Below are 24,356 nucleotides of genomic sequence, written 5' to 3' on the forward strand. Positions count from 1 at the left end.
GGCCCAGGGTTCATTGGAAGAGATCTTTGGGACAACGGAGTCGGTAGCGGAGATGATGCAGATGATTCGTCATGCCGCAGAGGAGCAGTCACAGGGGATCCGTCAGGTGAACCAGGCGTTGGAGGAGTTGAACCAGATGACGATGGAGAATGCGCAGTTTTCAGAGGTGAACGCGAAGTCGAGTTCACAGTTATCCCAGCAAGCCGAAGAGTTGTTGGAGGTGGTACACCAGTTTCGTTTGTGGGAGGGAGAAGAGGAAGAAGAAAGTGAAAGTCCAGCTGCCTTGCCCAAGCCTGAAGAATTAGAAGCTATGGAAACAGCACCGGTAAACTAGACCTTCCTGAACACCACCACCGCTAATCGACCCGACCCATTGAAAATCCTCGAGTGAGATGACGACGTACCAGGATGACAATCAGAATTCCTGGAATCAACGTCAAGACGCCGGCTGCTGAGAGAATCGGCACGTTTGCAGTAAAAACACTGGACACCCGCGACATGATTGCCCCGATTGGCTTGACATCAATTGTTGTCAGCGCGTTGGAGAGAATGACTTCGGTCCAGGAAAACAAGAAGCAGAAGAAGGCAGTGACAGCAATTCCTGGGGCTATTTCAGGCAGTAGAATCTTTCGAAAATACGTGGCCAGATTGTAGCCATCAATGCGCGCCAATTCATCCAACTCAGCTGGCACGGATGAGATGAATCCTTCAAGAATCCAGATTGCAATCGGTAGATTAAAGAAACAGTGGGCTAGTGCCACTGCGATGTAGGTGTCGATAAGATTGAGATCAGAAAAAATCTGGACGATTGGAATCAGTAGAATCGCCGGGGACATCATCCGGAAGGCAAGCAGGCCAAAGAAGAGAGAACGACTACCAAAGAAACGGTAGCGAGAGAAAGCATAGGCCGCTGGAATGGCAGCTACCAGGCAGATGGCAACATTCATCAGTACATAGACCGTTGCATTGAGATAGCCCAGGTACCAGCTCGAATCACTGAAGATGACTTGGTAGTGATCCAGAGTTGGGGACTTTGGATACAAGGTCAGCTGACCAGCGAGTTCCTTCATCGGCTTGAAGCTCATCGTCAGTAACCAATAGAGAGGAATCAATAGAAAGGCCAGATAGAAAACGGGTACAATCGAAAATCTCTGGTTCATGTACCCTCCTGAGACTTCATGCTTTGTGATGGAATAATCCGCGAGAAAAATAACCAAGCTACGACTACCACGATTGTGGCATAGATGACGGCCATGGCGCCTCCTTCACCCAAGTCGAACTGGATCGTAGCAGTTTGGATCAATTCCAGAGAAAGAAAGTTGGTGCTGACGCCAGGTCCCCCTCGAGCCAGCACATAAGCTTCTGTGTAGATGATGAAGCTATCCATGAAGCGGAGAAGTCCAGCAATCAGTAGCACCAACCGAAGCTTGGGCAGTTGGATATGCCGGAAGATTGCCCAACGTCCAGCACCATCAATTGCTGCTGCCTGGTAATAAGCATCTGGAAGCGTACGCAGTCCAGCAAAGCAAAGCAGCACCACTAAACTGGTCCAGTGCCAGGTGTCCATCAGAATCAGTGTGATCCACACAACAACAGGATCATTTAGGTCATAATTCCATCCCAGCAACGCCACGAACTCGCTGAGGAGCCCAATTTTTGGTAGAACCAGAAACCTCCAGATATAGCCCACCACAATCACTGGCATCAGCAATGGGATGGCAAAAATGATGATGTATAATTTGGAGAGCAGTCCCTGGGCGGGTAACTTCAGCGCAATGTAGATCCCCAGGGGCAATTGAATAGCCAGAGCCAGGATCGAAAATCCAAGACTCCGCAAGAGAGCAGCATAAAATTCAGCAGATCCCAGCACCTGCTCGTACCAAGTGGTGCCCACCCAGATATAGTGTTCCCCCGCAAAGGTGTCATGTAGAGAAAAATAAATCACTATTGCGAAGGGAATCACTCCGCTGAGGATCATTAATACTAGGGTTGGACTAAGCAGTCCATAGGCAAGGCGGTGCTGTGCAGTGGAAGCCATGGGTGCCTTAAAATTGTAAAACAATCAGGGGAAAAGAAAGAAAATAGTGCGCTTGCTTTGGAGGTTCAAGAGCAGATCTACTTAAAAACAATTGGTACCATTCTTGCGGAATGTTTCCTCCAAAACATCTCTTTCGGATCAGGCTCTTGAAGAGTTCTGAAGGATAGGGAGCGTTTTGTAAAACTGGTGTCTGAGAAGACACGACTGGGTAAGGAGGAAAATGCCAGATAAAAACACAGAGGGTCAACCGAATGTCTTGCTCCGTGAAGCCAACCTACGTCGAGAAAGGGAAAAAAACCAGGACTGGAACGGGGAAGTGCGAGAGACGATGCTGCGTAAATTTCTAGAAGGAATTGTAGAAGCTGATTGAACAGAAATGAGGGATCGACACTAGTCCGGTCCCTCAAACCACCACTTACTTGATGGACGCAGAGGCTCCAGCTTCCTGCAGCTTCTTAACGATCTCTTCGGCTTCTTCTTTCGGGCAGCCTTCCTTCACGGTTTTCGGTGCGCTCTCAACGAATTCCTTGGCTTCCTTCAGGCCAAGTCCGGTGATTGCGCGGATTTCCTTGATCACGTTGATCTTCTTCTCACCAGCAGCATCAAGGACAACATCAAATTCGGTCTTCTCTTCGGCTGCGGCCTCCCCACCACCAGCGCCACCAGCTGTAGGCGCAACAGCAACCGCTGCAGCGGCAGCGCTCACACCAAACTTCTCTTCCAACTCCTTGACTAACTCAGACAATTCCAGCACCGTCATGTTGGCAATATGCTCGATCAATTGCTCTTTGGTAATTTCAGACATTTCGATTTCCTTTCAATAACTTGGATTAGGCAGCAGACTTTGATTCGGCAACAGCTGCCAACGTACGAACAAACTTGGCTGGAACCTCGTTGAGTGTGCGAACGAACTGGGTTGACGGTGCCTGCAACACAAAGAGCACCTTGACAATCAGCTCCTCCCGACTTGGGAGTTTGGCCAGCGCTTCGACCTCTCCTGCATTCAGCAGAGAGGCACGATTGGCGTCGGATAGCACACCCGCCTTGATTACCAACTGAGGATTGGTCTTGGCGAATTCCGTGAGAATCTTTGCCTGACCCACAGGGTCAGATGGCGAGTACACCAAGGCACAGGTCTCAACAAACTCCTTCTCCAAAACACCGAAGGGAGTTCCCTCGGAGGCAATGCGAGCCAGAGTGTTTTTGAGCACCTTCATGGTCGAAGCTGAATTGCGCAACTGCTGTCGCAGCTCCACGATCTTATTAGCTTCCAGACCTCGGTAGTCAACCAGTACGCCAGCGGCGGCGTTGTTAAAGATCTCCCGGATCTCGTCCACGACCGTTTCTTTTTGAGAACGATCCACGAGAACCTCTGATGGAAATTTCACGAGTGAACCGGGCTTCCAAAGAAGACCGGAAGGGTGCATCAGGTCGTTACTACACTACGCAGAAACTACTGATGATCGGGCAGGACAGTTCTGAAGAGAGCAAGGTAGGACTTGCTCCAGCACCACAATTGTCTCGGCGGGGAAGATTAAGCCCGGCAGGGCCCCAGCTGTCTTCAACAACTGCTTGCCAGATTCGTAAAGGTGGGCTTTTAGACCCACCAGAGACTCCCTATCAGGAGTCAATTCAACAAAATTTTATAGACTTACGCGCAGTCCAGGTCCCATCGTGGAACTGACACAGCACTGGCGCATGTAGACCCCTTTGGAGGTCGAGGGCTTGAGCCGCTGAACCGAATCAATGAAGGAGCGGATGTTTTCAGCCAGCTGGTCCAAATTGAAAGATATCTGGCCAACAGGTGCGTGTAGGTTACCTTGTTTGTCGACACGGAATTCTACCTGACCTGCCTTGATGTCTTTCACAGCGTTGGCCACATCCATGGTGACAGTTCCCACTTTCGGGTTTGGCATCAAGCCACGAGGTCCCAGGATTTTCCCAAGACGACCTACAATATTCATCACATCAGGGGTAGCAACAACACGCTCATAATCGAACCAGCTTTCTTTCTGGATTCGTTCAGCGATGTCTTCGGCTCCAACATAATCAGCTCCAGCCTCTTCGGCTTCACGAGCTTTTTCTCCCTTGGCAAATACCAGTACGCGTACCTCTTTACCCAGTCCGTGAGGCAAGGAGCAGGTTCCACGAACCATCTGGTCCGCTTTGCGCGGATCCACACCAAGTCGGAGGACAACATCGACAGTTTCATCAAACTTGGTTGCTTTCACTTCCTGCAGGAGTTGCAGGGCTTCTTCGAGTGAATACTGCTTTTCCAGTTCCACTTTTTCACGAATCGCCTTCTGGCGCTTACTCAGCTTCTTCATTGTTCTCTCCTTAATCGCCGATAGCCACACCCATACTACGAGCTGTCCCAGCAATGATCGCTTTGGCAGCTTCAATATCGTAGCAGTTGAGGTCTGGTAATTTAGTTTTGGCAATTTCCTCTAACTGGGCTTGCGAGAGGGTCCCAACCGTAGCGGTATTGGGTGTAGCCGAACCCTTGCCAAGCTTTAGGGTTTCTTTGATCAACACCGAGGCAGGTGGGGTCTTTGTGATGAAACTGAAAGAGCGATCCTTGTAGACCGTGATCACGACTGGAATGATCGTATCAAGTCCCTGCGTGCGAGCATTGAATGCCTTGCAGAACTCCATGATGTTGACGCCATGTTGGCCAAGAGCTGGTCCAATTGGCGGCGAGGGGTTAGCCTTCCCAGCAGCAACTTGCAGCTTGATGAAGGCCTTGACTTCTTTTGCCATGAAAACCTGTTGGAGTAGTCAGCGTTGGGTAGAACTCCCAACTCCTACTGTTTAGGCCTTGACCACCTTGTCGAAATCGACTTCGACAGGGGTTGGGCGGCCAAAAATACTGACAAGCACCTTGAGCTTGCCACGTTCGTGGCTGATCTCATCGATCACACCACTGAAGTTGCTGAAAGGACCTTCGGTGATCATCACCTTCTGCTCCCGAACAAATTCTTCTTCCACACTGGCTTGCTGGAAACCGCTGTCGATCTGTTCCTTGATCGTCATCAGTTCTTCATTGCTGAGCGGTATCGGGGGAATGTAGTGATTTTCATCACGATGCTTACGCCCTACGAAGCCGTTGACTCTGTTAATGTTAATAATTAGATGCCAGAGATCTTCCTGCAGGTCCATGTGCAGCAGCAGATAGCCTGGGAAATATTTCTGCGTGACAACACGCTGCTTCCCACCTTTGCTACGAGTGACTTCTTCAGAAGGAATAAAGATTTCCCCGACCAAATGCTGAAGTCCCTTGATCTCCAGTTGTTTTTCGATCGTTAGCTTGACTCGCTTCTCATACCCTGTGTGGGCCTGGAGAATGTACCACTTGAAGTGGCTGTTCTCGGCAGGTACAGGTTCAGCAGGTTCGTCTGTTCCAGGTGGAATAATTGGAATTTCGGGATTCAGTTCACTATCGCTCATCGCATATCTCTTAGCCGGAAATCAGGAGTTGCATCAGGTTGGAGAGTCCAAGATCAGCCACCCCCAAATAGATCGCAATGATCAGCGATACCAGAACCACGATGGAAGTTTGCCGGATCGTGCGCTCACGGGTCGCCCATTGAATACGTTTAAATTCGGCTTGGACGTCAATAAAAAATTGCCGGATTCTATTGAACATGACCTTGTTTGGATTGGACGTGATGACGAGTCTGCCAGAACCGAGACAGGGCGGGAATCATGGCTTGGTGCTGTGCAGGCCAGACAGGGGTCGAACCTGCGACCTGCGGATTTGGAATCCGCTGCTCTACCAACTGAGCTACTGGCCTGTACAAGGTAACGGTTCAATGTCACTGGAGCCCGAGAGCAGGATTGAACTGCCGACCTTTTCCTTACCAAGGAAACGCTCTACCACTGAGCTACCCGGGCCCATCGCTGGTGGTGGGGAGAGAAGGATTCGAACCTTCGAAGGCTGAGCCAACAGATTTACAGTCTGCCCCCTTTGACCGCTCGGGAATCTCCCCACATAATCGTTCCTGGAGCTGGCTGACGGATTCGAACCCCCGACCTGCTGATTACAAATCAGCTGCTCTACCAACTGAGCTAAGCCAGCCAAGGAAAGCCGCTAATAATATGCAAAATTTACAGTGATGTCAACTTTCTTTTCTGGACCAATCCACCTGATTTGACTACTATTCTCGCTGTTGACAACAGGTTTCTCACTTGCAACTTTTTTGACCCTCCGTACCTTGATCTAATCTTTGAGCCTCTGTTGTACGCCACTCCCCAGCCTCATTTGTCGATGTCCCAGCCGGCCAGTGAAACCCCGATGATGCGCCAGTTCCATGATGCCAAGCGGCAACATCCGGACAAGATCCTCTTCTTCCGCATGGGAGACTTCTACGAAATGTTCGGGGATGATGCAGTGAAGGCTGCGCCCATTCTCCAGATTGCGCTGACTTCTCGGAACAAGCAGCAGGAAGGGGCGATTCCAATGTGCGGTGTCCCCTATCGCGCTCATGAGAGCTATCTCAATCGTCTGACTGCTGCTGGATATAAGGTCGCTATTTGTGAGCAGACCGAAGATCCTGCCAAAGCAAAGGGCCTGGTCAATCGAGAAATTGTCAGGATTGTCACACCTGGAACCACTGTTTCCCCCGAACTTCTTCCCCCTGACGACAACCACTATCTGGTTGCCTTGCTTTGGCAGGCGCGTCCTGCTGGTATTGGGCTGGCCAGGGCCGATCTTTCCACGGGTGAACTGGAAATCACAGAGTTTGAAGAAAGTGAAAAGTCATTGTGCCTAGACTTTTTGCGTCAGCTACAACCAAGCGAGGTGCTGCTGCCAGAAGCTCGAACTGAGGGTGAAGCTGAGTTTGTGCAGAGTGTCCTACAGCTACTGAAACAGCTCCCGAAGGTTGGGGAGCAGGCAGTGACTATTCGCTCAGCCTATGATTTTGACACGCAGACTTCACGGCAGCGACTTCTCGAACATTTTGGCACCCTGAACCTTGCTGGGTTTGGCGTGGAGGAATTGGCACGTGGCATTCGGGCTGCTGGAGCATTGCTACAGTACATGTGTCAGACACAGCAGTGTAGCTTGTCGCATCTGACCAGTATCCGTCAGTTACGACGTAGTCAGGCAATGCCACTGGATGAAACAACCATCCGGAACCTGGAGATCTTCGAAACCCCCACCGGACAGAAGCGGCATACACTCTTTCATGTGCTCAATCAATGTGTGACTCCGATGGGAGCACGCCAGTTGCGACAGTGGCTGCGCTACCCACTATTGGATAAAGGACCGCTGGAAGCTCGCTATGATGCAGTTGAAGAGTTCCAAGAGCAGGGTCGAATGCGACAGGAACTACATCAGCAGCTGTCTCAGGTTCAGGATCTACCCAGAATTGCAGGACGGATTAGTTTGCCGGTTGCAGGCATCAGTGACTTTCTCACTTTGCGCAGTTCGTTGGAACCTCTGCAATTGCTACCAGAGTTGTTGACGCCCCTGTCCACACCATTGCTGGTCGAGGTAGGTGCTTCCTTTGATCCCCTGAATGACCTGCTCACCTTGCTGGAACAACGGTTGCTGCCAGACCCTTCTTTGAAGTTGGCAGAGGGTGGTTATATCGCCGATGGAGTGTCACAGGAGTTGGATGATCTGCGACTCTTGACCACAGATTCCAAAGAGTTTCTCAATCGAATGCTGCAACAGGAGCGTGAACGAAGCGGTATTGCCAGCCTTAAGCTAGGCTTCAACAAGGTGTTTGGCTACTATTTGGAAGTCAGCAATGCTCACAAAAATCGGGTTCCTGGCCATTATCTTCGCAAGCAGACTCTGACTAATGGAGAACGCTATATCACGCAGGAACTCAAGGAATTTGAAGAGAAAATTCTTAGCGCAGAAGAACGTAGTGTGGAGTTGGAGCAAGTACTGTTTGCGGAACTAAGGCAGGAGGTTCTTCAACAACTTGGACGCCTTCAGGAAAGTGCTCGCAAATTAGCTATTTTAGATGTTCTGGCTGGTTGGGCAGAACTGGCTTTGGCAGCTAACTATGTTCGGCCCTGCCTACTGGAAACTGGACATTCAAGAAAGCTTCGTTTGCAAGCTTCTCGGCATCCAGTGATTGAGCAACTGGATCTGGGTGAACCTTTTGTCCCGAATGACATTGACTTGGAGGAAGAAAAGCAACAGGTTCTGCTGATTACCGGCCCTAACATGGCTGGTAAGTCGACATTCATGCGCCAAGTTGCTCTAAACGTGTTGATGGCCCAAACTGGCTGTTTTGTAGCAGCTGCTTCTGCTGAACTAACGCTAGTAGATCGAGTATTTACCAGGGTTGGGGCTTCTGACAACCTCAGTCAGGGGCAGAGTACCTTCATGGTGGAAATGAACGAGGCAGCAGCAATTCTTAACAATGCCTCAGAAAACAGTCTGATCGTATTGGATGAGATTGGGCGTGGCACGAGCACCTTTGACGGAATCAGCATCGCCTGGGCGATTGTCGAACATCTCCACGAATTGGGCTCACTGACACTTTGCGCAACGCACTATCATGAACTCACAGAACTAGCGCAGCAATTGGCCGGAGTTGTGAATGCAAGCGTGCGCATAGAGGAAGATGGTGAACGCATTGTCTTTTTACGCAGAATTAGTCCGGGAGAAGCTGACAAGAGCTACGGAGTGCAGGTCGCTCGACTGGCTGGACTGCCACCCTTGGTGATTCAGCGGGCTCAGCAGATTTTGCAAACTATTGAGCAGGCCCATACTTTGGGACATGTGGTGCAAGAGGTCCCGCCCGTGTATGATAATTCAATTATGCATCAGGCAGCAGCAACTCAAGAACCTATCAACGGCTCCCAACTGCAACTTTTATTGTTTGCTGAAGATTCCTGGCTAGTTGAGGAATTGCGAGCGCTCAATTTGTCGCAAACCACACCGCTGGAGGCACTAAATCTGCTGCATGAGTTGCAGCAGCGCCTGCAGTGATTCCTGTTTCCTTGTTCTTTGGAGAAGCGCTCCATGGCCCCAACCCGTGTGGCTATTTACCCGACAAGTTCTAATCCTCCGACCCTCGGGCACGCTGATATCGTCACACGTGCTGCCCGGCACTTTGAGCACGTCTACTGGGCGGCTGCCGTGAATCCAGAGAAGGAGTATCTCTTCACTCAGGAAGAACGCAAGGAGATGATGCAGGCGTATGTGGATCATCTCCCTGGCTTGGGGAACGTGAGTGTTGATGCCTACCAGGGTCCCACCGTACGCTATGCACAGAGTAAAGGTGCAAGTGTGCTCATCAAGGGACTACGCAGTACAAACGATTTTCATGGAGAGCTGCAACAGGCGATTGGTAATTTGGGGATTGACCCTCAACTGGAAACCTTCTGCCTGTTTGGGCGGCCAGATCTTTTTGTGGTTAGTTCCACGCTGGTGAGGGAGGTGGCTTTGTTGGGAGAGCGCATTGATTCCTATGTCATTCCTCCAGTAGCAGAACAGATCTATACAATTCTGAAAAATCAGGGACTGCTACCTGCCAAGTAATTTTGGATTGCTCACCTAGGATGGGTGGGATGTTAGGAAAGGATTTTCGCAGTGGATACGATCAATTTGGAAGCGTCGCCACGCTTACGTTGGCGATCTGACTGGTTTTTCCTCGTACTGGCGCTGCTCGGTGGAGTAGCTTTGGCGACGGCTGAATTTGTTGATCCCACGGTATTTAGTCCATTGACTCCGCCGGAGGGAATACACAACTGGTTAGGGTTGCTAGGTGCACTGATTGGGGGCTCACTGCTGGAAATCTTTGGGCCACCGACTCCTTTACTGTTCTGGTTTCTAATCCCCCTGAGTAGACCACATTGGCATCGCTTTTCTCTGCTCAGCGGATGGTATCATGCCCTGTTGCTCTGCTGGCTCCTTTCCATTTTGCATGTGTTAGTGTTGACACTGGAACACAACACAGTCCCATTCCAAGGGCTCTGGAGTTACGGTTACCTCGGATTGTTGGGTTCACAGTGGATCTTGCAGCATCTGCCTCACCAAGAGGCTGCCGCAGTAATTGGTGCGGTTTGTTTCTATCTGAGTGTGCGTATCTACACTGCTCTGCCTTTCCTGCCAATCCTTCGAGGTCTTGCATTGCTGACTGTTACCGCTTTTGGGTTAGCGCATGGGTTGCCATGGCAAGCAATCCTTAGAGGATTGTACAAAGTTTGGGAGCAGTTGAAGCGCAACCTGCGGATCATGGTGCTGATGCCCGAAACGGTCCCGGTGAAGAAGCCATCAACAGCAACCGCACAGGAAGTAGAAGAAGATTTCTTGCTGACCGAAAATCCTTTGATGCTGGATCAATTGGAACGTAAGGATCCGAACAACCTGAACGAAGCAGCCATGCTCTACGAGCAGTGGTTGCAGTATCAGGAGGAAGAAGTTATTGAAATTCCAGTTTTGACTACCATTCCGAGACGACTACCCAACCCGGTTGGACTCTCTGTGGGGCCCACCACTTTCCCGAAAAAACCTCAACCGTTTCCCTGAGTTTGCGGAGTCCTGTTGATGAAAGAACTGCTAGCTAAGTTACTTGAACGAAAGAATCTGAGCCGGGAAGAGGCTCGGGAGATGATTCTCTGGGTCATGAGTGAAGAAGCGGTTCCTACACAGGCAGCTGCGTTACTTGCCCTACTCCAAGCCAAAGGTGCAACGATTGATGAGATTGTCGGTGCAGCCCACGCCATGCGAGTGCGCTCAGAGAAAATCCAGGCTCCAAGTGACGCAATTGATACTTGCAGTACCGGAGGCAATGGCATCAGTACCTTCAATATTTCCACCTGCGCTGCGTTGATCGCTGCTGCTGGAGGGGCTGTTGTGGCCAAGCACGGAAATCGGAGCAACACACGACGTAGCGGTAGTGCAGAAGCCCTACAGGCACTAGGAGTAAATATTGATTTGGATCTTTCGCAAGTTGAGGCTTGCCTACAGGAATTACAACTCTGCTTCTGTTATGCGATTAAGCACCATCCTGCAATGCGATTTGCGGGGCCAATTCGTCGAGAGCTAGGAATCCCGACAGTTTTCAACATTCTTGGACCATTGACCAACCCGGCTCAAGCTCAGCGCCAGCTGGTGGGTGTACCCAACGTAGAATGGACTTTCCGAATTGCTCAGGTGCTTGCGGAACTTGGGGCAGAAAGCGCGCTGGTGGTTCACGGTGCGGACGGTCTCTGTGAATTAACCACAACAGCCAAAACCCATGTTGCAGAGCTTCGAGACGGTAAGGTCGAACTGTATCAACTGGAACCTGAAGAGGTAGGCTTGCCGAAAGGCAATTTGGAAGAGATACGCATTGACAGTCCAGAAGAGAGTGCCCAAATGATCCGAGAGATTTTCCAAGGAAAAAACCAAGGCACCCCACGACATGTTGCTCTTTACAATGCTGCGGGTGCCCTAGTAGTCGCAGGAAAGGTAGAGAATCTCAGGGATGGTGTTGAGCAGGCAGCCCAACTGGTGGACTCTGGCAAGGCTTGGCAGCGCTTGGAAGAACTAGTCGAATTCACGAATCAGGCGGCATAAGCTATGGATTGCTCTTGATTGAGCACCCCATAGCTTTTCTGAAGATTTTGTCAGGGAATCAGAACAGTAGATCCTGTTGTTCTGCGGCCTTCGAGATCAGCGTGAGCCTGCGCAACTTCACGTAAAGGATAACGTTGATTGATTGAAATCTTGACCTTCCCACTACCGATAGCTCCAAACAGTGCCTGGGAACTGTCCAGCAATTCGGCACGAGTAGCAATATAGGAAAAGAGTGTTGGACGCGTGTAGAACAAACTCTTTGGACTGAAGACTCGCAGATCCACTGGAGGCACTGGTCCAGAAGATTGACCAAAGCTCACGAACAAACCTCTTGTACTCAGACAGCCGATCGTCCCCTCGAAAGTGTCACGCCCTACTGAATCATAGACCAACCGAACGCCCTTCCCGTTGGTGATTTCCATCACCTGATCTAAGAAGTTTTCCTGCTCATAATTAATCACGAAGTCACATCCGTTGTCTCGAGCCAAAGATTCCTTGGCAGGCGAACTGACCGTGCCAATTACCGTACAACCCAAGGCTTTTGCCCACTGACACGCAATCAGTCCAGTCCCTCCAGCAGCAGCGTGGAAGAGAATCACATCATCTGCCTGAACTCTTCCGATACGGCGGAGCAGGTATTCTGCGGTCATCCCTTTCAGCATGGAGGCTGCGGCGACTTCATCTTTCACGTCATCTGGAATGGGAACCACCAAGTTGGCCACAATCTGAGAGGCTTCACTATAAGCGCTGGTCCCACTGGCATAGACAACCCGGTCTCCTTTCTTGAATTCCTTGACTGCACTACCAATCTCTTCCACAACACCAGCGGCTTCCTTACCCAGTCCACAGGGTGGGTTGAGAGGATAGAGACCGCTCCGCTGATAGGTGTCAATGAAGTTCAGGCCAATGGCGGTGTGGCGAATACGGATTTCTTCAGAACCAAGCTTAGGCAGATCGACGGATTCCCAGCGCATGACTTCCGGACCTCCCTGTTCGTAAATACGAATCGCATTCAGCATGATCTCCTTAAAAAAATGATGGGTTAAATGAGTTCCTTGAGAATAACGATCAGAAATTTTCTGGCAAGTGGGAAACGTACATGTAATTCGAAAGTTTTACTGTAGTTGTTTGGTGAGTTGTTCGAATAATTGCTCGGCAACAGTCTGAACAGCTAGAGAGAGGACAACAGTCTGATAAATTTGTTCGACTTAAATCAGCCGCTATTCACGTTTTGTTTTGCAAAAAGCATTATCGGTTTGTCGCAGTAAATTCTGGAATCCTTTAGTTTTGATTTGAGGAGGCTTGCCATTTGTAAACAATTAAAATGGATTGATAATTTGTAGGTGAAAACTCACTTTGAGTGTATCCATAGTTAACAGACTGTGAATCCTGTACATAAACTGTTGAATAACCCAACCACAAACGGTCAGTTAGCTCCAGAATCAGATTCGTGCCATAGCTGGTCATATCGGAATAAGCGTGCTGCTCTTCGAAATTTTTCGACCACGTCTGTTCTTGTTGCAAGGCTACGCTGAAGCGAGTTTGGCCAATTCCGTAGGATACAAATAACTGTAGGTGCACAAAATTAAATAGATCCCAATTCCATCCGAAATGGTACTGTAGGTTGAGCATTTCTAATCTAAGATCGTGTGAAATGTCCCTACCATCAATTCCTGTTCCTGAAAGTTCCAATTGGAGTAATTGCAGCCCATCAAAAAAACCTGATTTCTCTCTGTCCTGCCAAAACATGATTTCGAGTGCATCACCAGTCAGACTAATAGATTTATCACCACTTTTTGTAACATAAGAACCTTCAACACTTCCCAATCCAATCCAACTGATAGTTGTCTGATTATCAATGCCTTGAGCAGCGAGTGGGGTAGAGAGGAGAATCAACCAAGTGACACTTACCAAAAAATGGCACGGGGGTTTCATGAGAATAGTTATCAAGCAATGCAGGGTTTCTTGCACTGATCTCCATGTTCAGTATAGAAGCACCACTGTGATTGGAAGAAATCTCCAGCTAGCAATTGATAAACCACTTAAACTAAAGCCCTCAATAATTTTGGAGAACACTACAAAGCTGAAAGATTTAAAGAACTTTGCATCAGCATGTTTAATGAACAGTTTTCAATGGGTAGTTGAATGAAAAACGGGTTGTGGTTACTGAGCCTACCACTGCTGATAGGTTGCTCATCAAACGGCCATGATCTCTATTTTCCTCAAGGAGAGCGAGAGGTCCTGGGTCTTCAGGCATTTCAGAGCTGTGGACATGAAAACTACCAAGTACTGCAGGAAGGCCAGGCTGGACCGTACGATCATGCCTTGATTGAATGTGGTGAGCATCCACGGTGAGCATCAGCTAGTCCTGGAACAGTTAGCCAGTCAGATTCCAACTGCTGGAGACTGCTTAATTTGCCAATATCCCGCCAATAGGCGGAACCAATATCTACGGTTCGGATTTCCTCACCTCGGGTGACCTGCCCTAGGTACACGGGGATAATTCTGAAGATTTCCTGCTCAGGTAAAACTTCAAAAATCCTTGGGGCAACCAAATGAATCCCACAAAAGCCTACTTCTCGCAGGCTTCCAACGGGGTCTCGTAGGATGCGGTGATCCTGTTGTTTCACATAGTGAACACCACAGAGAAGATCAGCCTCATCAACGAGTAGGCGATTATTGGTGGGGCGTTGTTTTATGAGCAGAGTGGCTAGAGGATTGGTCTCAGAGTGAACTTGCCAAGCGGTGGTCAAATCGGCGTTGGAGAAGACATCTGCATTGTGCAGTAAAATCGGCATGTTCACTGACCAAAAAGAATGACTTTGCCGCAGTCCACCACCAGTATCGAGAAGGGTTGGTTCGTGTGAGATTTGTAGGTTCAGAAAAGAAGGAGTACGAACTTCAACAAAGCGATGGATCTTTTCTGCGTGCGCATGTGTGTTGATCACGATCTGGCGGACTTGCTGCTGTTCGAGTCTTCGTAAAATCCACTCAAGAGCAGGAATGCCGTGAATTGGGGCGAGAGCTTTGGGAAGTTGTTTTGTCAAAGGAGCCAAGCGGGTGCCGAGTCCAGCGGCAAAAACCAAGGCTTGTGGAGTCACTCGAACTCAGAGTCTTGATCCAGGCGACTCGGTGTTGCCCCACGTTGATTTAGGTACTTACCAGCATAAGGTTGCTCTGCTGTCTCGAGCATCTGAACAAACACGATTTGACAGATACGCACTCCAACTTGCAGAACGATTGGAAATGGTGACTGGTTTTCAAGTTCTAGAGTGATCTGACCCTCAAAACCAGCATCGATAAAGCCTGCGTTTTGGACCTGTAATCCGAGTCGACCAATACTTGAACGGCCTTCGACGTAAGCAGCCATGTTGTTGGGAATCCGAATACTCTCACACGTTGTGGCTAGGACAAAGTGATTGGGTAGCAACTCATAGCTGTCAGCTACTTCAGAGGCATATTCGACAGGTTCACCCAGCACAATTTTTCTTCGAGAGGGTGCCAGCCAACTGAAGCTATTGCCCAAGGTTAGATCTACACTGGAGGGACCAATTTTGACTCCCTCTGGCAGATAGCCCTGGGCTATCATCTGGCGGAGGTGAGTATCAGGAACGATCATAATTTTGATTTATTAACAGATTTTTTTTAGGCAGAGCATGCAACCGAACCAACCACCAAGTTTACTCGCAGATTTCAAGGAGTCTTGCAAAGTTTGTGAGGGGAGCGGTCGAAAATTAGGATATTTGGAAATCGATACTTTGCAGCCTCATCTTTCACAGAAATGCTTCCAATGCCAAGGACGAGGCTACACGTTGACGCAGTTGGGTGAAGACCTGCTAGAACTCTACCGCCCAGCTATCCAACAGTGGATTTGTGAAGAGCTCTCTCGTGCAGGCACACGCTAAACTTAGGCCGCTAGCCAAAACGCGCTGTTGCGCTGCTCGGAACGTTCTAGCAGTTTCCAGCGTACGATTGGAATTTCTCGAAGCAATTCTGAGTCACTGATCTTGTACACTCGTGAGTCCTTAACCGCTCTCATCAGGAAGCGACGCTGTTGTCCGAGAATCGTTTCTTCACCACAGAATTCCCCTTCTTCCACAATCTGTGGAGTCTTCCCTTCCATTAACAACTCAACCTGACCTCGACGGACCAACACCAGAGAGGGTTGAGTGAGTTCGATCTCACTTCCTTCAGGATAGAACTCCTGCTCCATCACCTGGGCGATCTTGGTCTGAATTGGATAAGAGACCGACTCTCCGAATAAAGGGGTGGACCGCATGAACTCAATGCGGTCCTGCACTCGCTGGATTTCATTGAAGATCCGGTTACGCGCAACAAACTCCTCGAAGAGATGACTGGGAATCTGGAGAGTCTCAATGTAGCTGGCAGCCCGGTAGGTACCGAAGTTGATCAGCCCAAATAAGGCACCCATGTCACCAGCCAATGAGCCTGCAGAGAGGATGTTGTTGATTTTACTCTCAGCGCGGATGAACTCCACACTGCCGGTCAGAATCAAATAAACGTGGGCCGGAGCCTCGTTATTCTTGAGCAGGATGGTCCCTGCGCTAAACGATACTCTTGGGCAGTTCAGCAGCATGTTGATCTCACTCTCAGGAACCATCGGGTAGTAGGCGTGGAGATACTTTGCTGCGTACTTCAGGTAGTAGTCGATCTTCCCTGGGATCAGAACGTCTGTCATCCCAAAAGCCAGACCGGAACCGATCTCTTTTTCCTGATTTGACAGAGGACCAGCGGTGTGAGAGAGCACGATCTTTGTTGAATTGTCCGCTCGAAAATCAGTCGCCAAGCCGTGGATCATCCCTCCCCCAATATCAATCTTTTTCAGATTTACCTTGGTCAGGTAATGGGATCGGGTGCGCTCATAGAATTCACGAGAAATTCCAGGAGCTTTGGGGTCGTCACTGATCATTCCTTCTAAAACACTGAAGGCAGTGATGTCTGCGAGATGAGCGTAAGTGACATGGCCCTCCTTCCAAAGAGTACGTAGGAAGAGGATGTTGGTCTCTACCGGGTGAGGTGAAAATACTGGGAAGACTTCCAAGCCATTGACGTTGTTCCAAGTATCAAACTCAAGGTCGTGTACCTCAAAAAACTCATTGAACTGATTCTCATCAATTGACATCAAGGCTGCCAATTTCTTGGTGACGGATTCACGAACGAGTCGAGTCGAGTAGTATTTAATGCGGTGGTCAGAACGAATTAATGAGGTCAGCCCAGCAAAGTGGTCATCATGCGCATGGGTGTGGAAGATACCTTCGATCTCATTGACATTGATGCCCAGCGCGTTGAGGCTGTGAGAAATGTTGGGTCCAGCGTCAATCAGGTAGATGCGTCCCTGAAATGTGACGATGCTAGCCATGCAGGGACGGTTGGTATCCCATCCATCTCCCTCTCCAGAGTGTGTGATTGCGAAGTAATCGCGACTGACCTGGTGTGCTCCAAGTTCATAGGGTGTTTCATAGGCCTCTCCCTCACTCAAATTCAGATCGACCTGCACCGAGTCTCCTTCATAGCTGAACTCGTAGATATTGAAGCCAAGTCTACGAACAAGAACCCCATTTCGAATCTCTGCTGCCTGATCACGAACAATGCAGTCTTCAAGCAGATCCTCCGTTGGACGGATATTGCCGAAGGCAAAGCGGAGCTTCATTCGCATCATCTCATCAGCAACATCAGGAGAGATACCAGCTGCTTCGATCTCCTGCAGGGAAATCAGGCCGTAGTTACCTCGATAGATATAGTTCATTTGTGAGCGAACGATCTCTTCTTGGCCGATCAGGATCGGTTTGTGTCCGGTGTTGTTAGGATGATTGGGGATGATGATACCTTGGCGATAGAGCATCTGAAGCACTGGGAATTCCGCAAGATTGGCGAAATGTCCGTTCTGCAGTGAGAGATCTGAGAGCAGGATGGCGTTGGGCCCGGTCTCATAAGTTACTCCGTTCTTCTCAACCCACTGAATCAAGCCCTTTTTCATCAAGTGCTTGACGCTATCAGCTGGGCAACCGCAAAGAATACGAAGTTGGGCCTGTGGAACAGCAACCCAGTAGACTCCCGTAGTAATCTGGGTTTTTTCGATCAAAACATACCTCCCTGACGAGGATTCATGGGCAAAAAGACAAAAAGGTACCCCAAGCTAGCGATGCTCTGACTCGATGACAAGATGAAAATCCTTGGTTTGGATTTGGCTAATAAGCTGGAATTAGCCTATTTGTTGGATAGGTAGGTAGACCTGGAACAGAGCCCCACCTCCAGGGATCGGTTGGTAATTCAGGAGACCAGCATGAGATTGAATGATGCGGTAAGAAATCGACAAACCAAGCCCATGTCCAGTTGGTTTGGTTGTAAAGAGGGGTTGAAACAATTGTCCGATGTGATTGTCAGCTACCCCTGGTCCTTGATCCTGTACTTCGATCAGCATGTATTTTCGCTGGGGAGTGAGATGTTTCCCAGCTAGCTGCCATTGACTACAGAAAGAACTACAGATTGTTACTTCCCCACCTTCGGGAGAAGCTTCAATGGCGTTTCTGATCAGGTTTAAAAAGACTTGGTGCAACTTATCGCGATCGCCTTCAATCTCAGGCAGAGATGGGTCAAAAATACGGTTCAGCAGCAATCGCCGATTGCCTCGGTTTTCTTCAAACCAAATGACGGTCTCCAGTACTTCGTGGATATTAAAAGGCTGGGCCGATAAGGGTAGGGGGTCGGAGTGCAGAAGCAACTCTTCCAACAGTCGCTCAATTCGATTGATTTCCTCCAAAACCATCTCCGAAGGCTCTGTGGAGATCCCCAGTTCCTCCAAATCTCTCATTTGTAACTGGGTAGCCCCCTTGATCCCACCGAGAGGATTTTGAATTTCATGAGCCATCGAGGAGGCCAACATCCCGATTGCGTTGTTGAGATGTAACTGCTGCTCCCGCTCCTGCTTGTCGCGCTGCGCTGATATGTCATAGAGGGTGATGAGAGCACTAACGATTTTGCCATCTTCGTAGACCGGACTGATACTAAGTTGAAAGATTCCTTGTCGAAGATTTGGGGCATCAATCTGATACTCTTTTGCATTGAATTCTTTCCCATGCCGTAAAGCTTGATAAAGCTTAGACAGAAGGGTTTCGTCACCTAGAAAAAGTAGATCAAAAGGCTTTTTGCAGAGTTTTTGTGGGTCTTTCTGCCAGAGCCTGGAGGCTGCTTCATTTACATAAGTGACCTGTCCACGCTGATCACAAACGAGTAATACCGAAGGCAGATGATCTAGAATGTTGTGAGCAAAATCTTTCATAGACTTATCTGTTTATCAGCACCTTGCCAAAGGCGATGAGCCAGCAAAACATTGGCAAGAAAAATCAGTGCAGCCCCCACCCAGCCACCTAGTGAAAGCACTTCCCCTACAAGTAGGATGGGGCCAAAGGCTGCGGCAATCAGGATACGTGTTGAGGAGATAATGCTTCCTTCCACAGGATTCACATAGCAGAACCCTAGGGTCAGAGCATATTGACCGATAAAACTGAGCGCTGCACTACCAAATAAATATTGGGCTTCCTGCCAGCCTGGCCAGAAAACTCTTGATAGAACCCTGCCAGGCAGATCACAGCACCCGTGCCAAAAACGTAAAACAACAAATCTGTGGCTGTATTGCGCTGTCTGGCTCGATTGAGTGCAAGCATGCCAAAAGCAGCAATGAATCCTGAGGCAATTCCCCAAAAATTACCCTTCTGCCAATAAAATTCTCCCGGAAACATCACCAGCACAATGCCAATAAAGGCAAGAACGGTTAGCCCAGAGGCCAGCCAGTCCCGTTCTCCTAGACCTAACCAACTGAGCATAACAATAAAAACCGGATAGGTCATATTGAGAATATTGGCCTCAGCCAGTCCAGTCTCTTGGACGGCTTGGTAGAAACAGAAAACAGAGAGCAGGTTGGCAATAGCACGAAGGGCAACCCAGCCTCTATCTTCTATTTTGGGGAGCCTTCGAGCTCGGCACAAAACACAGGAGATAATTATCCAGCTGAGCAAAAAGCGGACAAAGAGATAGAAAGTGGAAGTCAGCTCCGGTACAGCTTCTTGTCCCCAGCGCATGACAACCGTGTGGAGGTACAGCAGGAAAGCCGAACTGAGAACGGCCAACATGCCCCAGCGTTCGTTAGACAAGGACAAGTGTGGCCGATGAAAGAGTTGAAAAGTGCGGGGACTCAAGAAAAGGAGTGGACTTGCTGCTGAAGTAACCGCGCAGCGGCAGGAGCAAAGTAAGTGAGGATCATGTCAGCTCCGGCACGACGAATTGAGAGCAGAGTTTCTATCATGGCACGCTCCTGATCAATCCAACCTTTTTCTGCAGCAGCACAGATCATCGCATATTCACCAGAGACGTTGTAGGCAGCAATCGGCACATCAAAGGCTTCCCGCAGACGGGTGATTACATCGAGATAGCCCAAGGCAGGTTTGACCATGATCACGTCGGCTCCTTCGGAGATGTCCAGTTCGGCTTCTCGTAGAGCCTCACGCCAGTTTGCGGGATCTATCTGATAGGTTTTCTTATCACCCTTTTTAGGTGCTGAATCCAGAGCACCTCGGAAGGGACCATAAAAGCAGGATGCGTACTTTGCGGTGTAAGCCAAGATGCTAACTTGCTCAAACCCAGAAGCATCAAGTGCTTCACGGATTGCTCCTACTCGACCATCCATCATGTCGGAGGGGGCAATCCAGTCGGCTCCAGCTTCAGCATGAGAAACTGCCATCTTACAAAGGACCTCAACGGTCTCATCGTTGACGATCTCTTCTCCCACCACCAAGCCATCGTGGCCATGGATAGTGTAGGGGTCGAGGGCAACATCGGTCTGAACACAAAGATCGGGCAGCGCAGCCTTGATGGCCCGAATGGCTCGTTGCACTAGTCCTTGTACATCATAGGCCTTGGTAGCCTTGTCGTCCTTTTCTGTGGAGTAACCAAATAGGTTGACAGCACCAATTCCCAGTTCGTATGCCATTTGGCACTCTTTGACCAATTCATCCACAGAAAGTCGATGTTGACCTGGCATGGTACTGATTGGCCCACGCAGCCCTTTCCCTTCGGCGACGAAGAGTGGGTAGATCAACTGCTGTGGAGCCAGCAAGGTTTCACGTACCAAAGACCGAATCGGAGCATTCCGACGTAAGCGCCGTGGACGATACGTCAACTCCATTTCAACCTTCGTGGAAGGATTTGAGTAGTTTGCTCCGTGTCGGATGGCGCAACTTTCGGAGTGCCTTGGCTTCAATCTGGCGAATTCGCTCCCGTGTTACGTCAAAGTCCTGTCCAACCTCTTCAAGGGTGTGATCCTTGACTTCATCGATCCCAAAGCGCATGCGCAGCACCTTTTCCTCTCGTGGAGTGAGGGTTCCTAAGGCAGTCCGTGTCAGGTCCCCCAAATTTGCCTTCGTGGTCGCATCTGATGGATTACTGGCTTTTTCATCAGCAATGAAGTCCTTGAGTTGTGAATCTTCATCGTCTCCGATAGGTGTGTCGAGGGAAATCGGTTCCTTGGCAATCTTGAGAACCTTTCGCACCTTGTGAAGTGGCATACCGATGTGTTCGGCCAGCTCATCTGGCGTTGGTTCTCTCCCAAACTCCTGAATCAGGGAACGAGAGGTGCGGGAGAGCTTATTGATGGTCTCGATCATGTGCACAGGAATACGGATGGTTCTCGCCTGATCAGCAATCGCTCGGGTAATCGACTGACGAATCCACCAGGTGGCATAGGTTGAAAACTTGTAGCCTCGGCGATACTCGAACTTGTCCACGGCCTTCATTAACCCAATGTTTCCTTCCTGAATCAGATCCAGAAACTGTAGGCCACGGTTTGTGTACTTTTTGGCGATGCTGATCACGAGTCGAAGATTTGCTTCCACCAACTGGCTTTTGGCAAACTTCACATTGCGCTCGGCTTGCCGCAATTTCTTTACTTCCAATTGGAAGGCGTCCCAGTCTAGTGCAGTGCGCTCAGTCATCGTCGCAATCCGCTGTCGGCAAGCCTGTATTTTCTCGTAGACACGTCGAGCGATATTGAAAGGCTGTTTGGCTCGTTCTTCAATCTGCTTTCGAATTGACGCTTCTAGCTCTTCATTCTCAGTTTCATGAGCTCGCTCCCACTCTGTAAAGAGTTCGTCGGCAGCATCCAAATCGAGAACCAGATTTTGCCGATATCGATCCAACTGACGATAGGTCAAATCAATCTTGCCCTTGTGCTTGAACATCAAGCTGCACATGTTGTCGATTTGTCGAGAGTTGAAGTTGATACTGCGAATCGTGTTCTGGTAATTCTGCTTGTGCGTGGTCATCAGGGCTTGTTCTTCCTCAGTCAGCTCTCGCTCCTGGGATTGTTGCCGAAGGCCAACGACAATGTCATAGTCTTCTCGGGCTCGATCCAAGTTCTGGATCAGTTCTCGTGTTGCCTTGGATTCATCTTCTATGACATTGTCGTCTTCATCGAGTCCTGAAATGATATGACGAGCACGCAGTTTCTCAGAGCGCAATTTTTTGGCGACATCAAACAGATGTAGCAGTACAAGATTGGATTCCACGAAGATTTCGATCAACTCCTGATGGCCTTCCTCAATCTGCCGAGCAACAGAAACCTCTCCATCCCGGGTGAGCAGTTCAATACCACCCATCTCCCGCAGATACATGCGTACGGGGTCATCAGTGTTGTTGTCAACTCCCGGCTCCAGATCCAATTCCTCTGCAGGCTCAAAGTCCATGTCATTACTGCTTTCCTGCTTGCCAAGGCTGACATTTTTACTTGAATCAAGGACCTCAATGTCCATATCAGAGAGAACGTTGAGGATGCGCTCCAACTGTTCAGGGGTTGTGGTACTGCTGATTTGAGCATTGATTTCGTCAAGAGTGACGAATCCTTTGTCGCGTCCTTCCGCAATTAGTTCACGGATTACCTTGTCCAAAATTTTTTGTTCGGCTTGGGCTTGCGAGGAGGAGTGGGCATTTGCGTTCATGGGCTCACACTTAGCGAGGTTTGAAAATGCGGTTCAACTCTTCTTCCATCTGACGTAAGTTGCGTCCCAACAGAGCATGTTCTGTTGAATTGGGCGCTACCGACTGCAAGCGCTCCTGGCGATATTCTCGCAGGTGACGTTCCTTGAGACGGCGCAGAGAGAGACGGAACTGAGACTCAAGATGTTCGTGTAAGAAGTCGGTGGCGTACAAAGCTGCCAATTCCCGTGCTAACTCTGGTTGCTCCTTGGCAAATTGTTGTGGAAGGTGGGCGCTAGATGCGTCGTCTGGGAGCTGCAACAGTTGTTCATACAGTTGCCGGTAGAGGGAGTGTCGGAAATCTTCTGGACGCAAAAACTGCTTTGCAAGAGACATCAATTGAGCCTCGGTCAGCAGCGCTTGCAGCAAAAACCGCTCGTCTGGTGAATGCGGTGATTGACGCATCGCAGAATTTGAAAAACCAAGGATAATATTATTTTGTGAGAAATTTGTCAAGTTTTTTGCTGCAGCAAAAACTGTTTCGTTAGGTAGGCGTAGTGCCTCAGCAATTTGCACCCAAACCATCTGGCGCTGTTCGAGTTTATGAATCGGCTGAGCTGCGACGAGCAACTCACGAAGAGCTTCCTGACGTCCAGGGACAGTTTCAGGATATTTTGCCAAAGTTTGGCGGATCAAATACTCTAAAAGAGGTTGCTTCCTCGCTAATAATTTGGAGAATGCTTCTTCGCCTTTATTCTGTAAAAAGCTGTCAGGATCTTCGTTTTCAGGGAGTGTTAGGATGTAGGTGTCGAGAGGAACAGGCAGAAACAACTGACAATTCTTCAAAGCTGCTTTTTGACCTGCAGCGTCACCATCGAACAGTAAGACCACTGAGTTGGCGTGGCGTCGAATCAGTTGCAGATGTTCAGGAGTCAACGCGGTTCCACAAGTAGCGACTGCTTGGGTGAAGCCGCACTGATGCATCCGGATTACATCCAGATACCCCTCCACAAAGATCAGTTCCCGGCTCCGACGAATCGTCTCCAAGCCTTCGTAAAGACCGTAGAGGACCTGGCTTTTACGGTAGTATGGGGTCTCAGGGCTATTCAAATACTTCGGTTGATCTTCGCTACGGATGACCCTACCCCCAAAGCCGATACAACGTCCCCGAGCATCCCGAATGGGAAAGATCAGTCGGTTGCGAAAGCGATCATAGCGACGCTCTTGCTGTTCTGCCATTTTGACTAGTCCACACTGCTCTTGAATCTGAGCAGGAATTTTTTGGGCAAGGAGATACTGGTGAAGTCGCTGCCAATCATCTGGAGCAAAGCCAAGCTGAAAGCGTTCCTGCCATTCTGCTGGGACATAACGCTGATCTAGGTATGCACGAACATCTTGTCCCGTCGGCCCTTGCAGTTGTTGTTGATAGAAGTCGCTAGCGAGTTGTAAGGCATGCAGACCAGCTTCCTGGTCAGGTTTGTGCTGATTCGATTTACCCTCATGACGCAACTCTACGCCCACCTTATTGGCGAGGTCGGTGACCGCTTCGGCAAAGGTCAAGCGTTCGAACAACATCAGAAAACGAATGGCATCACCGCTAGTTCCGCAGCCAAAACAATGAAAGAAGCCACGCTGTGGATTGACGTTGAAGGATGGAGTCTTTTCAGAATGGAAAGGACAGCAGGCTTTGAAGGTGCTACCTGTGCGGCGTAGAGCGACACCTCGTTCTTCCATTAACTGGACGAGGTCAGTACGATTGACTACCTCACGAACAAAATCATCGCTGAAGCGCATTGGAATAGC

Annotated in this window: 28 protein-coding genes and 4 tRNA genes; 9 read left to right on the forward strand and 23 right to left on the reverse strand. The window is 49.5% G+C overall.

All coding sequences use genetic code 11. The features are described from left to right. Positions 1–334, forward strand: a 334-nt coding sequence (locus P8O70_11995; GenBank protein ID MDG2197583.1) for a hypothetical protein, incomplete at its 5' end; no start/stop codon positions are given. Between the two features lie 22 nt (positions 335–356). On the opposite strand, the gene P8O70_12000 is transcribed toward P8O70_11995, so the two are convergent. Then, positions 357–1,160: a carbohydrate ABC transporter permease gene (locus P8O70_12000; GenBank protein MDG2197584.1), complete on the reverse strand. Its 804-nt coding sequence runs from the start codon at positions 1,158–1,160 to the stop codon at positions 357–359. Next, positions 1,157–2,038 carry a sugar ABC transporter permease gene (locus P8O70_12005; protein ID MDG2197585.1) on the reverse strand — a complete coding sequence of 294 codons (882 nt, stop codon included), beginning with the start codon at positions 2,036–2,038 and terminating at the stop codon, positions 1,157–1,159. Before P8O70_12005 ends, P8O70_12000 begins: the two co-directional genes overlap by 4 nt. Positions 2,039–2,258: 220 nt before the next feature. Here P8O70_12005 and P8O70_12010 point away from each other — a divergent pair, with 220 nt between their 5' ends. Further along, positions 2,259–2,408, forward strand: a complete 150-nt coding sequence (locus tag P8O70_12010; GenBank protein MDG2197586.1) for a hypothetical protein — start codon at positions 2,259–2,261, stop codon at positions 2,406–2,408. 45 nt (positions 2,409–2,453) lie between these two features. On the opposite strand, the gene rplL is transcribed toward P8O70_12010, so the two are convergent. Both rplL and rplJ read right to left on the reverse strand, forming a co-directional pair. Beyond that, a complete protein-coding gene (gene rplL / locus P8O70_12015) occupies positions 2,454–2,843 on the reverse strand; it encodes a 50S ribosomal protein L7/L12 (protein MDG2197587.1) in 390 nt (129 codons plus the stop codon). A 25-nt stretch (positions 2,844–2,868) separates the two neighbouring features. Further along, positions 2,869–3,402 carry a 50S ribosomal protein L10 gene (rplJ, locus tag P8O70_12020; protein MDG2197588.1) on the reverse strand — a complete coding sequence of 178 codons (534 nt, stop codon included), beginning with the start codon at positions 3,400–3,402 and terminating at the stop codon, positions 2,869–2,871. 11 nt (positions 3,403–3,413) lie between these two features. Here rplJ and P8O70_12025 point away from each other — a divergent pair, with 11 nt between their 5' ends. Further along, positions 3,414–3,722 carry a hypothetical protein gene (locus P8O70_12025; protein MDG2197589.1) on the forward strand — a complete coding sequence of 103 codons (309 nt, stop codon included), beginning with the start codon at positions 3,414–3,416 and terminating at the stop codon, positions 3,720–3,722. On the opposite strand, the gene rplA is transcribed toward P8O70_12025, so the two are convergent. The 8 genes from rplA to P8O70_12065 form a co-directional block, all read right to left on the reverse strand. Continuing rightward, complete coding sequence (gene rplA / locus P8O70_12030) at positions 3,682–4,365, reverse strand: 50S ribosomal protein L1 (GenBank protein ID MDG2197590.1); 684 nt, start codon at positions 4,363–4,365, stop codon at positions 3,682–3,684. The genes P8O70_12025 and rplA overlap by 41 nt on opposite strands. Before the next feature lie 10 nt (positions 4,366–4,375). Further along, positions 4,376–4,798: a 50S ribosomal protein L11 gene (gene rplK, locus P8O70_12035; protein ID MDG2197591.1), complete on the reverse strand. Its 423-nt coding sequence runs from the start codon at positions 4,796–4,798 to the stop codon at positions 4,376–4,378. 51 nt (positions 4,799–4,849) lie between these two features. Further along, the gene (nusG, locus tag P8O70_12040) at positions 4,850–5,485 is read right to left on the reverse strand and encodes a transcription termination/antitermination protein NusG (GenBank protein ID MDG2197592.1); all 636 of its coding nucleotides are present in this window, start codon (positions 5,483–5,485) and stop codon (positions 4,850–4,852) included. Positions 5,486–5,495: 10 nt separating this feature from the next. Continuing rightward, a complete protein-coding gene (gene secE, locus P8O70_12045) occupies positions 5,496–5,684 on the reverse strand; it encodes a preprotein translocase subunit SecE (GenBank protein MDG2197593.1) in 189 nt (62 codons plus the stop codon). Between the two features lie 75 nt (positions 5,685–5,759). Continuing rightward, positions 5,760–5,832: transfer RNA gene (locus P8O70_12050), tRNA-Trp, on the reverse strand. 25 nt (positions 5,833–5,857) lie between these two features. Next, positions 5,858–5,932: transfer RNA gene (locus P8O70_12055), tRNA-Thr, on the reverse strand. 10 nt (positions 5,933–5,942) lie between these two features. Further along, a tRNA-Tyr gene (locus tag P8O70_12060) sits at positions 5,943–6,027 on the reverse strand. 13 nt (positions 6,028–6,040) lie between these two features. Then, positions 6,041–6,116, reverse strand: a tRNA-Thr gene (locus P8O70_12065). A gap of 159 nt (positions 6,117–6,275) precedes the next feature. Here P8O70_12065 and mutS point away from each other — a divergent pair. The 4 genes from mutS to trpD are packed head-to-tail and all read left to right on the forward strand — an operon-like array spanning position 6,276 to position 11,567. Next, positions 6,276–8,993: a DNA mismatch repair protein MutS gene (gene mutS, locus P8O70_12070; GenBank protein ID MDG2197594.1), complete on the forward strand. Its 2,718-nt coding sequence runs from the start codon at positions 6,276–6,278 to the stop codon at positions 8,991–8,993. Between the two features lie 33 nt (positions 8,994–9,026). Further along, positions 9,027–9,545, forward strand: coding sequence for a pantetheine-phosphate adenylyltransferase (gene coaD / locus P8O70_12075; GenBank protein MDG2197595.1), 519 nt, complete (start codon positions 9,027–9,029; stop codon positions 9,543–9,545). A 51-nt stretch (positions 9,546–9,596) separates the two neighbouring features. Beyond that, positions 9,597–10,535 (forward strand): hypothetical protein, encoded by a 939-nt coding sequence (locus tag P8O70_12080; protein MDG2197596.1) that lies wholly within the window; start codon positions 9,597–9,599, stop codon positions 10,533–10,535. Positions 10,536–10,553: 18 nt separating this feature from the next. After that, the gene (gene trpD / locus P8O70_12085; protein MDG2197597.1) at positions 10,554–11,567 is read left to right on the forward strand and encodes an anthranilate phosphoribosyltransferase; all 1,014 of its coding nucleotides are present in this window, start codon (positions 10,554–10,556) and stop codon (positions 11,565–11,567) included. Positions 11,568–11,617: 50 nt separating this feature from the next. On the opposite strand, the gene P8O70_12090 is transcribed toward trpD, so the two are convergent. Together P8O70_12090 and P8O70_12095 are read right to left on the reverse strand one after the other, a co-directional pair. Continuing rightward, positions 11,618–12,586 (reverse strand): quinone oxidoreductase, encoded by a 969-nt coding sequence (locus P8O70_12090; protein MDG2197598.1) that lies wholly within the window; start codon positions 12,584–12,586, stop codon positions 11,618–11,620. A 262-nt stretch (positions 12,587–12,848) separates the two neighbouring features. Then, entirely contained in the window at positions 12,849–13,502 is a 654-nt protein-coding gene (locus P8O70_12095; protein MDG2197599.1) for a hypothetical protein, read from the reverse strand. A 210-nt stretch (positions 13,503–13,712) separates the two neighbouring features. On the opposite strand from P8O70_12095, the gene P8O70_12100 reads away from it, so the two are divergent. Then, positions 13,713–13,922, forward strand: a complete 210-nt coding sequence (locus tag P8O70_12100; protein MDG2197600.1) for a hypothetical protein — start codon at positions 13,713–13,715, stop codon at positions 13,920–13,922. Here P8O70_12100 and P8O70_12105 read toward each other — a convergent pair. Together P8O70_12105 and dcd are read right to left on the reverse strand one after the other, a co-directional pair. After that, entirely contained in the window at positions 13,886–14,668 is a 783-nt protein-coding gene (locus P8O70_12105; GenBank protein ID MDG2197601.1) for a sugar phosphate nucleotidyltransferase, read from the reverse strand. The two genes, P8O70_12100 and P8O70_12105, sit on opposite strands and share 37 nt — an antisense overlap. Continuing rightward, positions 14,665–15,186 carry a dCTP deaminase gene (gene dcd, locus P8O70_12110; protein ID MDG2197602.1) on the reverse strand — a complete coding sequence of 174 codons (522 nt, stop codon included), beginning with the start codon at positions 15,184–15,186 and terminating at the stop codon, positions 14,665–14,667. The genes P8O70_12105 and dcd overlap by 4 nt, the downstream gene beginning before the upstream one ends. 37 nt (positions 15,187–15,223) lie before the next feature. On the opposite strand from dcd, the gene P8O70_12115 reads away from it, so the two are divergent. Then, on the forward strand, positions 15,224–15,472 hold the full coding sequence (locus tag P8O70_12115) for a hypothetical protein (GenBank protein MDG2197603.1): 249 nt from the start codon (positions 15,224–15,226) through the stop codon (positions 15,470–15,472). 2 nt (positions 15,473–15,474) lie between these two features. On the opposite strand, the gene P8O70_12120 is transcribed toward P8O70_12115, so the two are convergent. From P8O70_12120 to dnaG, 7 genes are all read right to left on the reverse strand, one after another. Next, positions 15,475–17,670, reverse strand: a complete 2,196-nt coding sequence (locus tag P8O70_12120; protein ID MDG2197604.1) for a cyclic nucleotide-binding domain-containing protein — start codon at positions 17,668–17,670, stop codon at positions 15,475–15,477. 120 nt (positions 17,671–17,790) lie between these two features. After that, the gene (locus P8O70_12125) at positions 17,791–18,867 is read right to left on the reverse strand and encodes an ATP-binding protein (GenBank protein MDG2197605.1); all 1,077 of its coding nucleotides are present in this window, start codon (positions 18,865–18,867) and stop codon (positions 17,791–17,793) included. Further along, a complete protein-coding gene (locus P8O70_12130; GenBank protein MDG2197606.1) occupies positions 18,864–19,043 on the reverse strand; it encodes a hypothetical protein in 180 nt (59 codons plus the stop codon). The genes P8O70_12125 and P8O70_12130 overlap by 4 nt, the downstream gene beginning before the upstream one ends. Before the next feature lie 26 nt (positions 19,044–19,069). Next, the gene (locus tag P8O70_12135) at positions 19,070–19,783 is read right to left on the reverse strand and encodes a DMT family transporter (GenBank protein ID MDG2197607.1); all 714 of its coding nucleotides are present in this window, start codon (positions 19,781–19,783) and stop codon (positions 19,070–19,072) included. After that, positions 19,780–20,769 carry a porphobilinogen synthase gene (gene hemB / locus P8O70_12140; GenBank protein ID MDG2197608.1) on the reverse strand — a complete coding sequence of 330 codons (990 nt, stop codon included), beginning with the start codon at positions 20,767–20,769 and terminating at the stop codon, positions 19,780–19,782. Before hemB ends, P8O70_12135 begins: the two co-directional genes overlap by 4 nt. Position 20,770: 1 nt before the next feature. Next, positions 20,771–22,576, reverse strand: a complete 1,806-nt coding sequence (gene rpoD / locus P8O70_12145; protein MDG2197609.1) for an RNA polymerase sigma factor RpoD — start codon at positions 22,574–22,576, stop codon at positions 20,771–20,773. A 10-nt stretch (positions 22,577–22,586) separates the two neighbouring features. Next, positions 22,587–24,347 (reverse strand): DNA primase, encoded by a 1,761-nt coding sequence (gene dnaG, locus P8O70_12150; protein ID MDG2197610.1) that lies wholly within the window; start codon positions 24,345–24,347, stop codon positions 22,587–22,589. Between the last annotated feature and the right edge of the window lie 9 nt (positions 24,348–24,356).

Source organism: SAR324 cluster bacterium (assembly GCA_029245725.1).
GTDB lineage: Bacteria > SAR324 > SAR324 > SAR324 > NAC60-12 > JCVI-SCAAA005.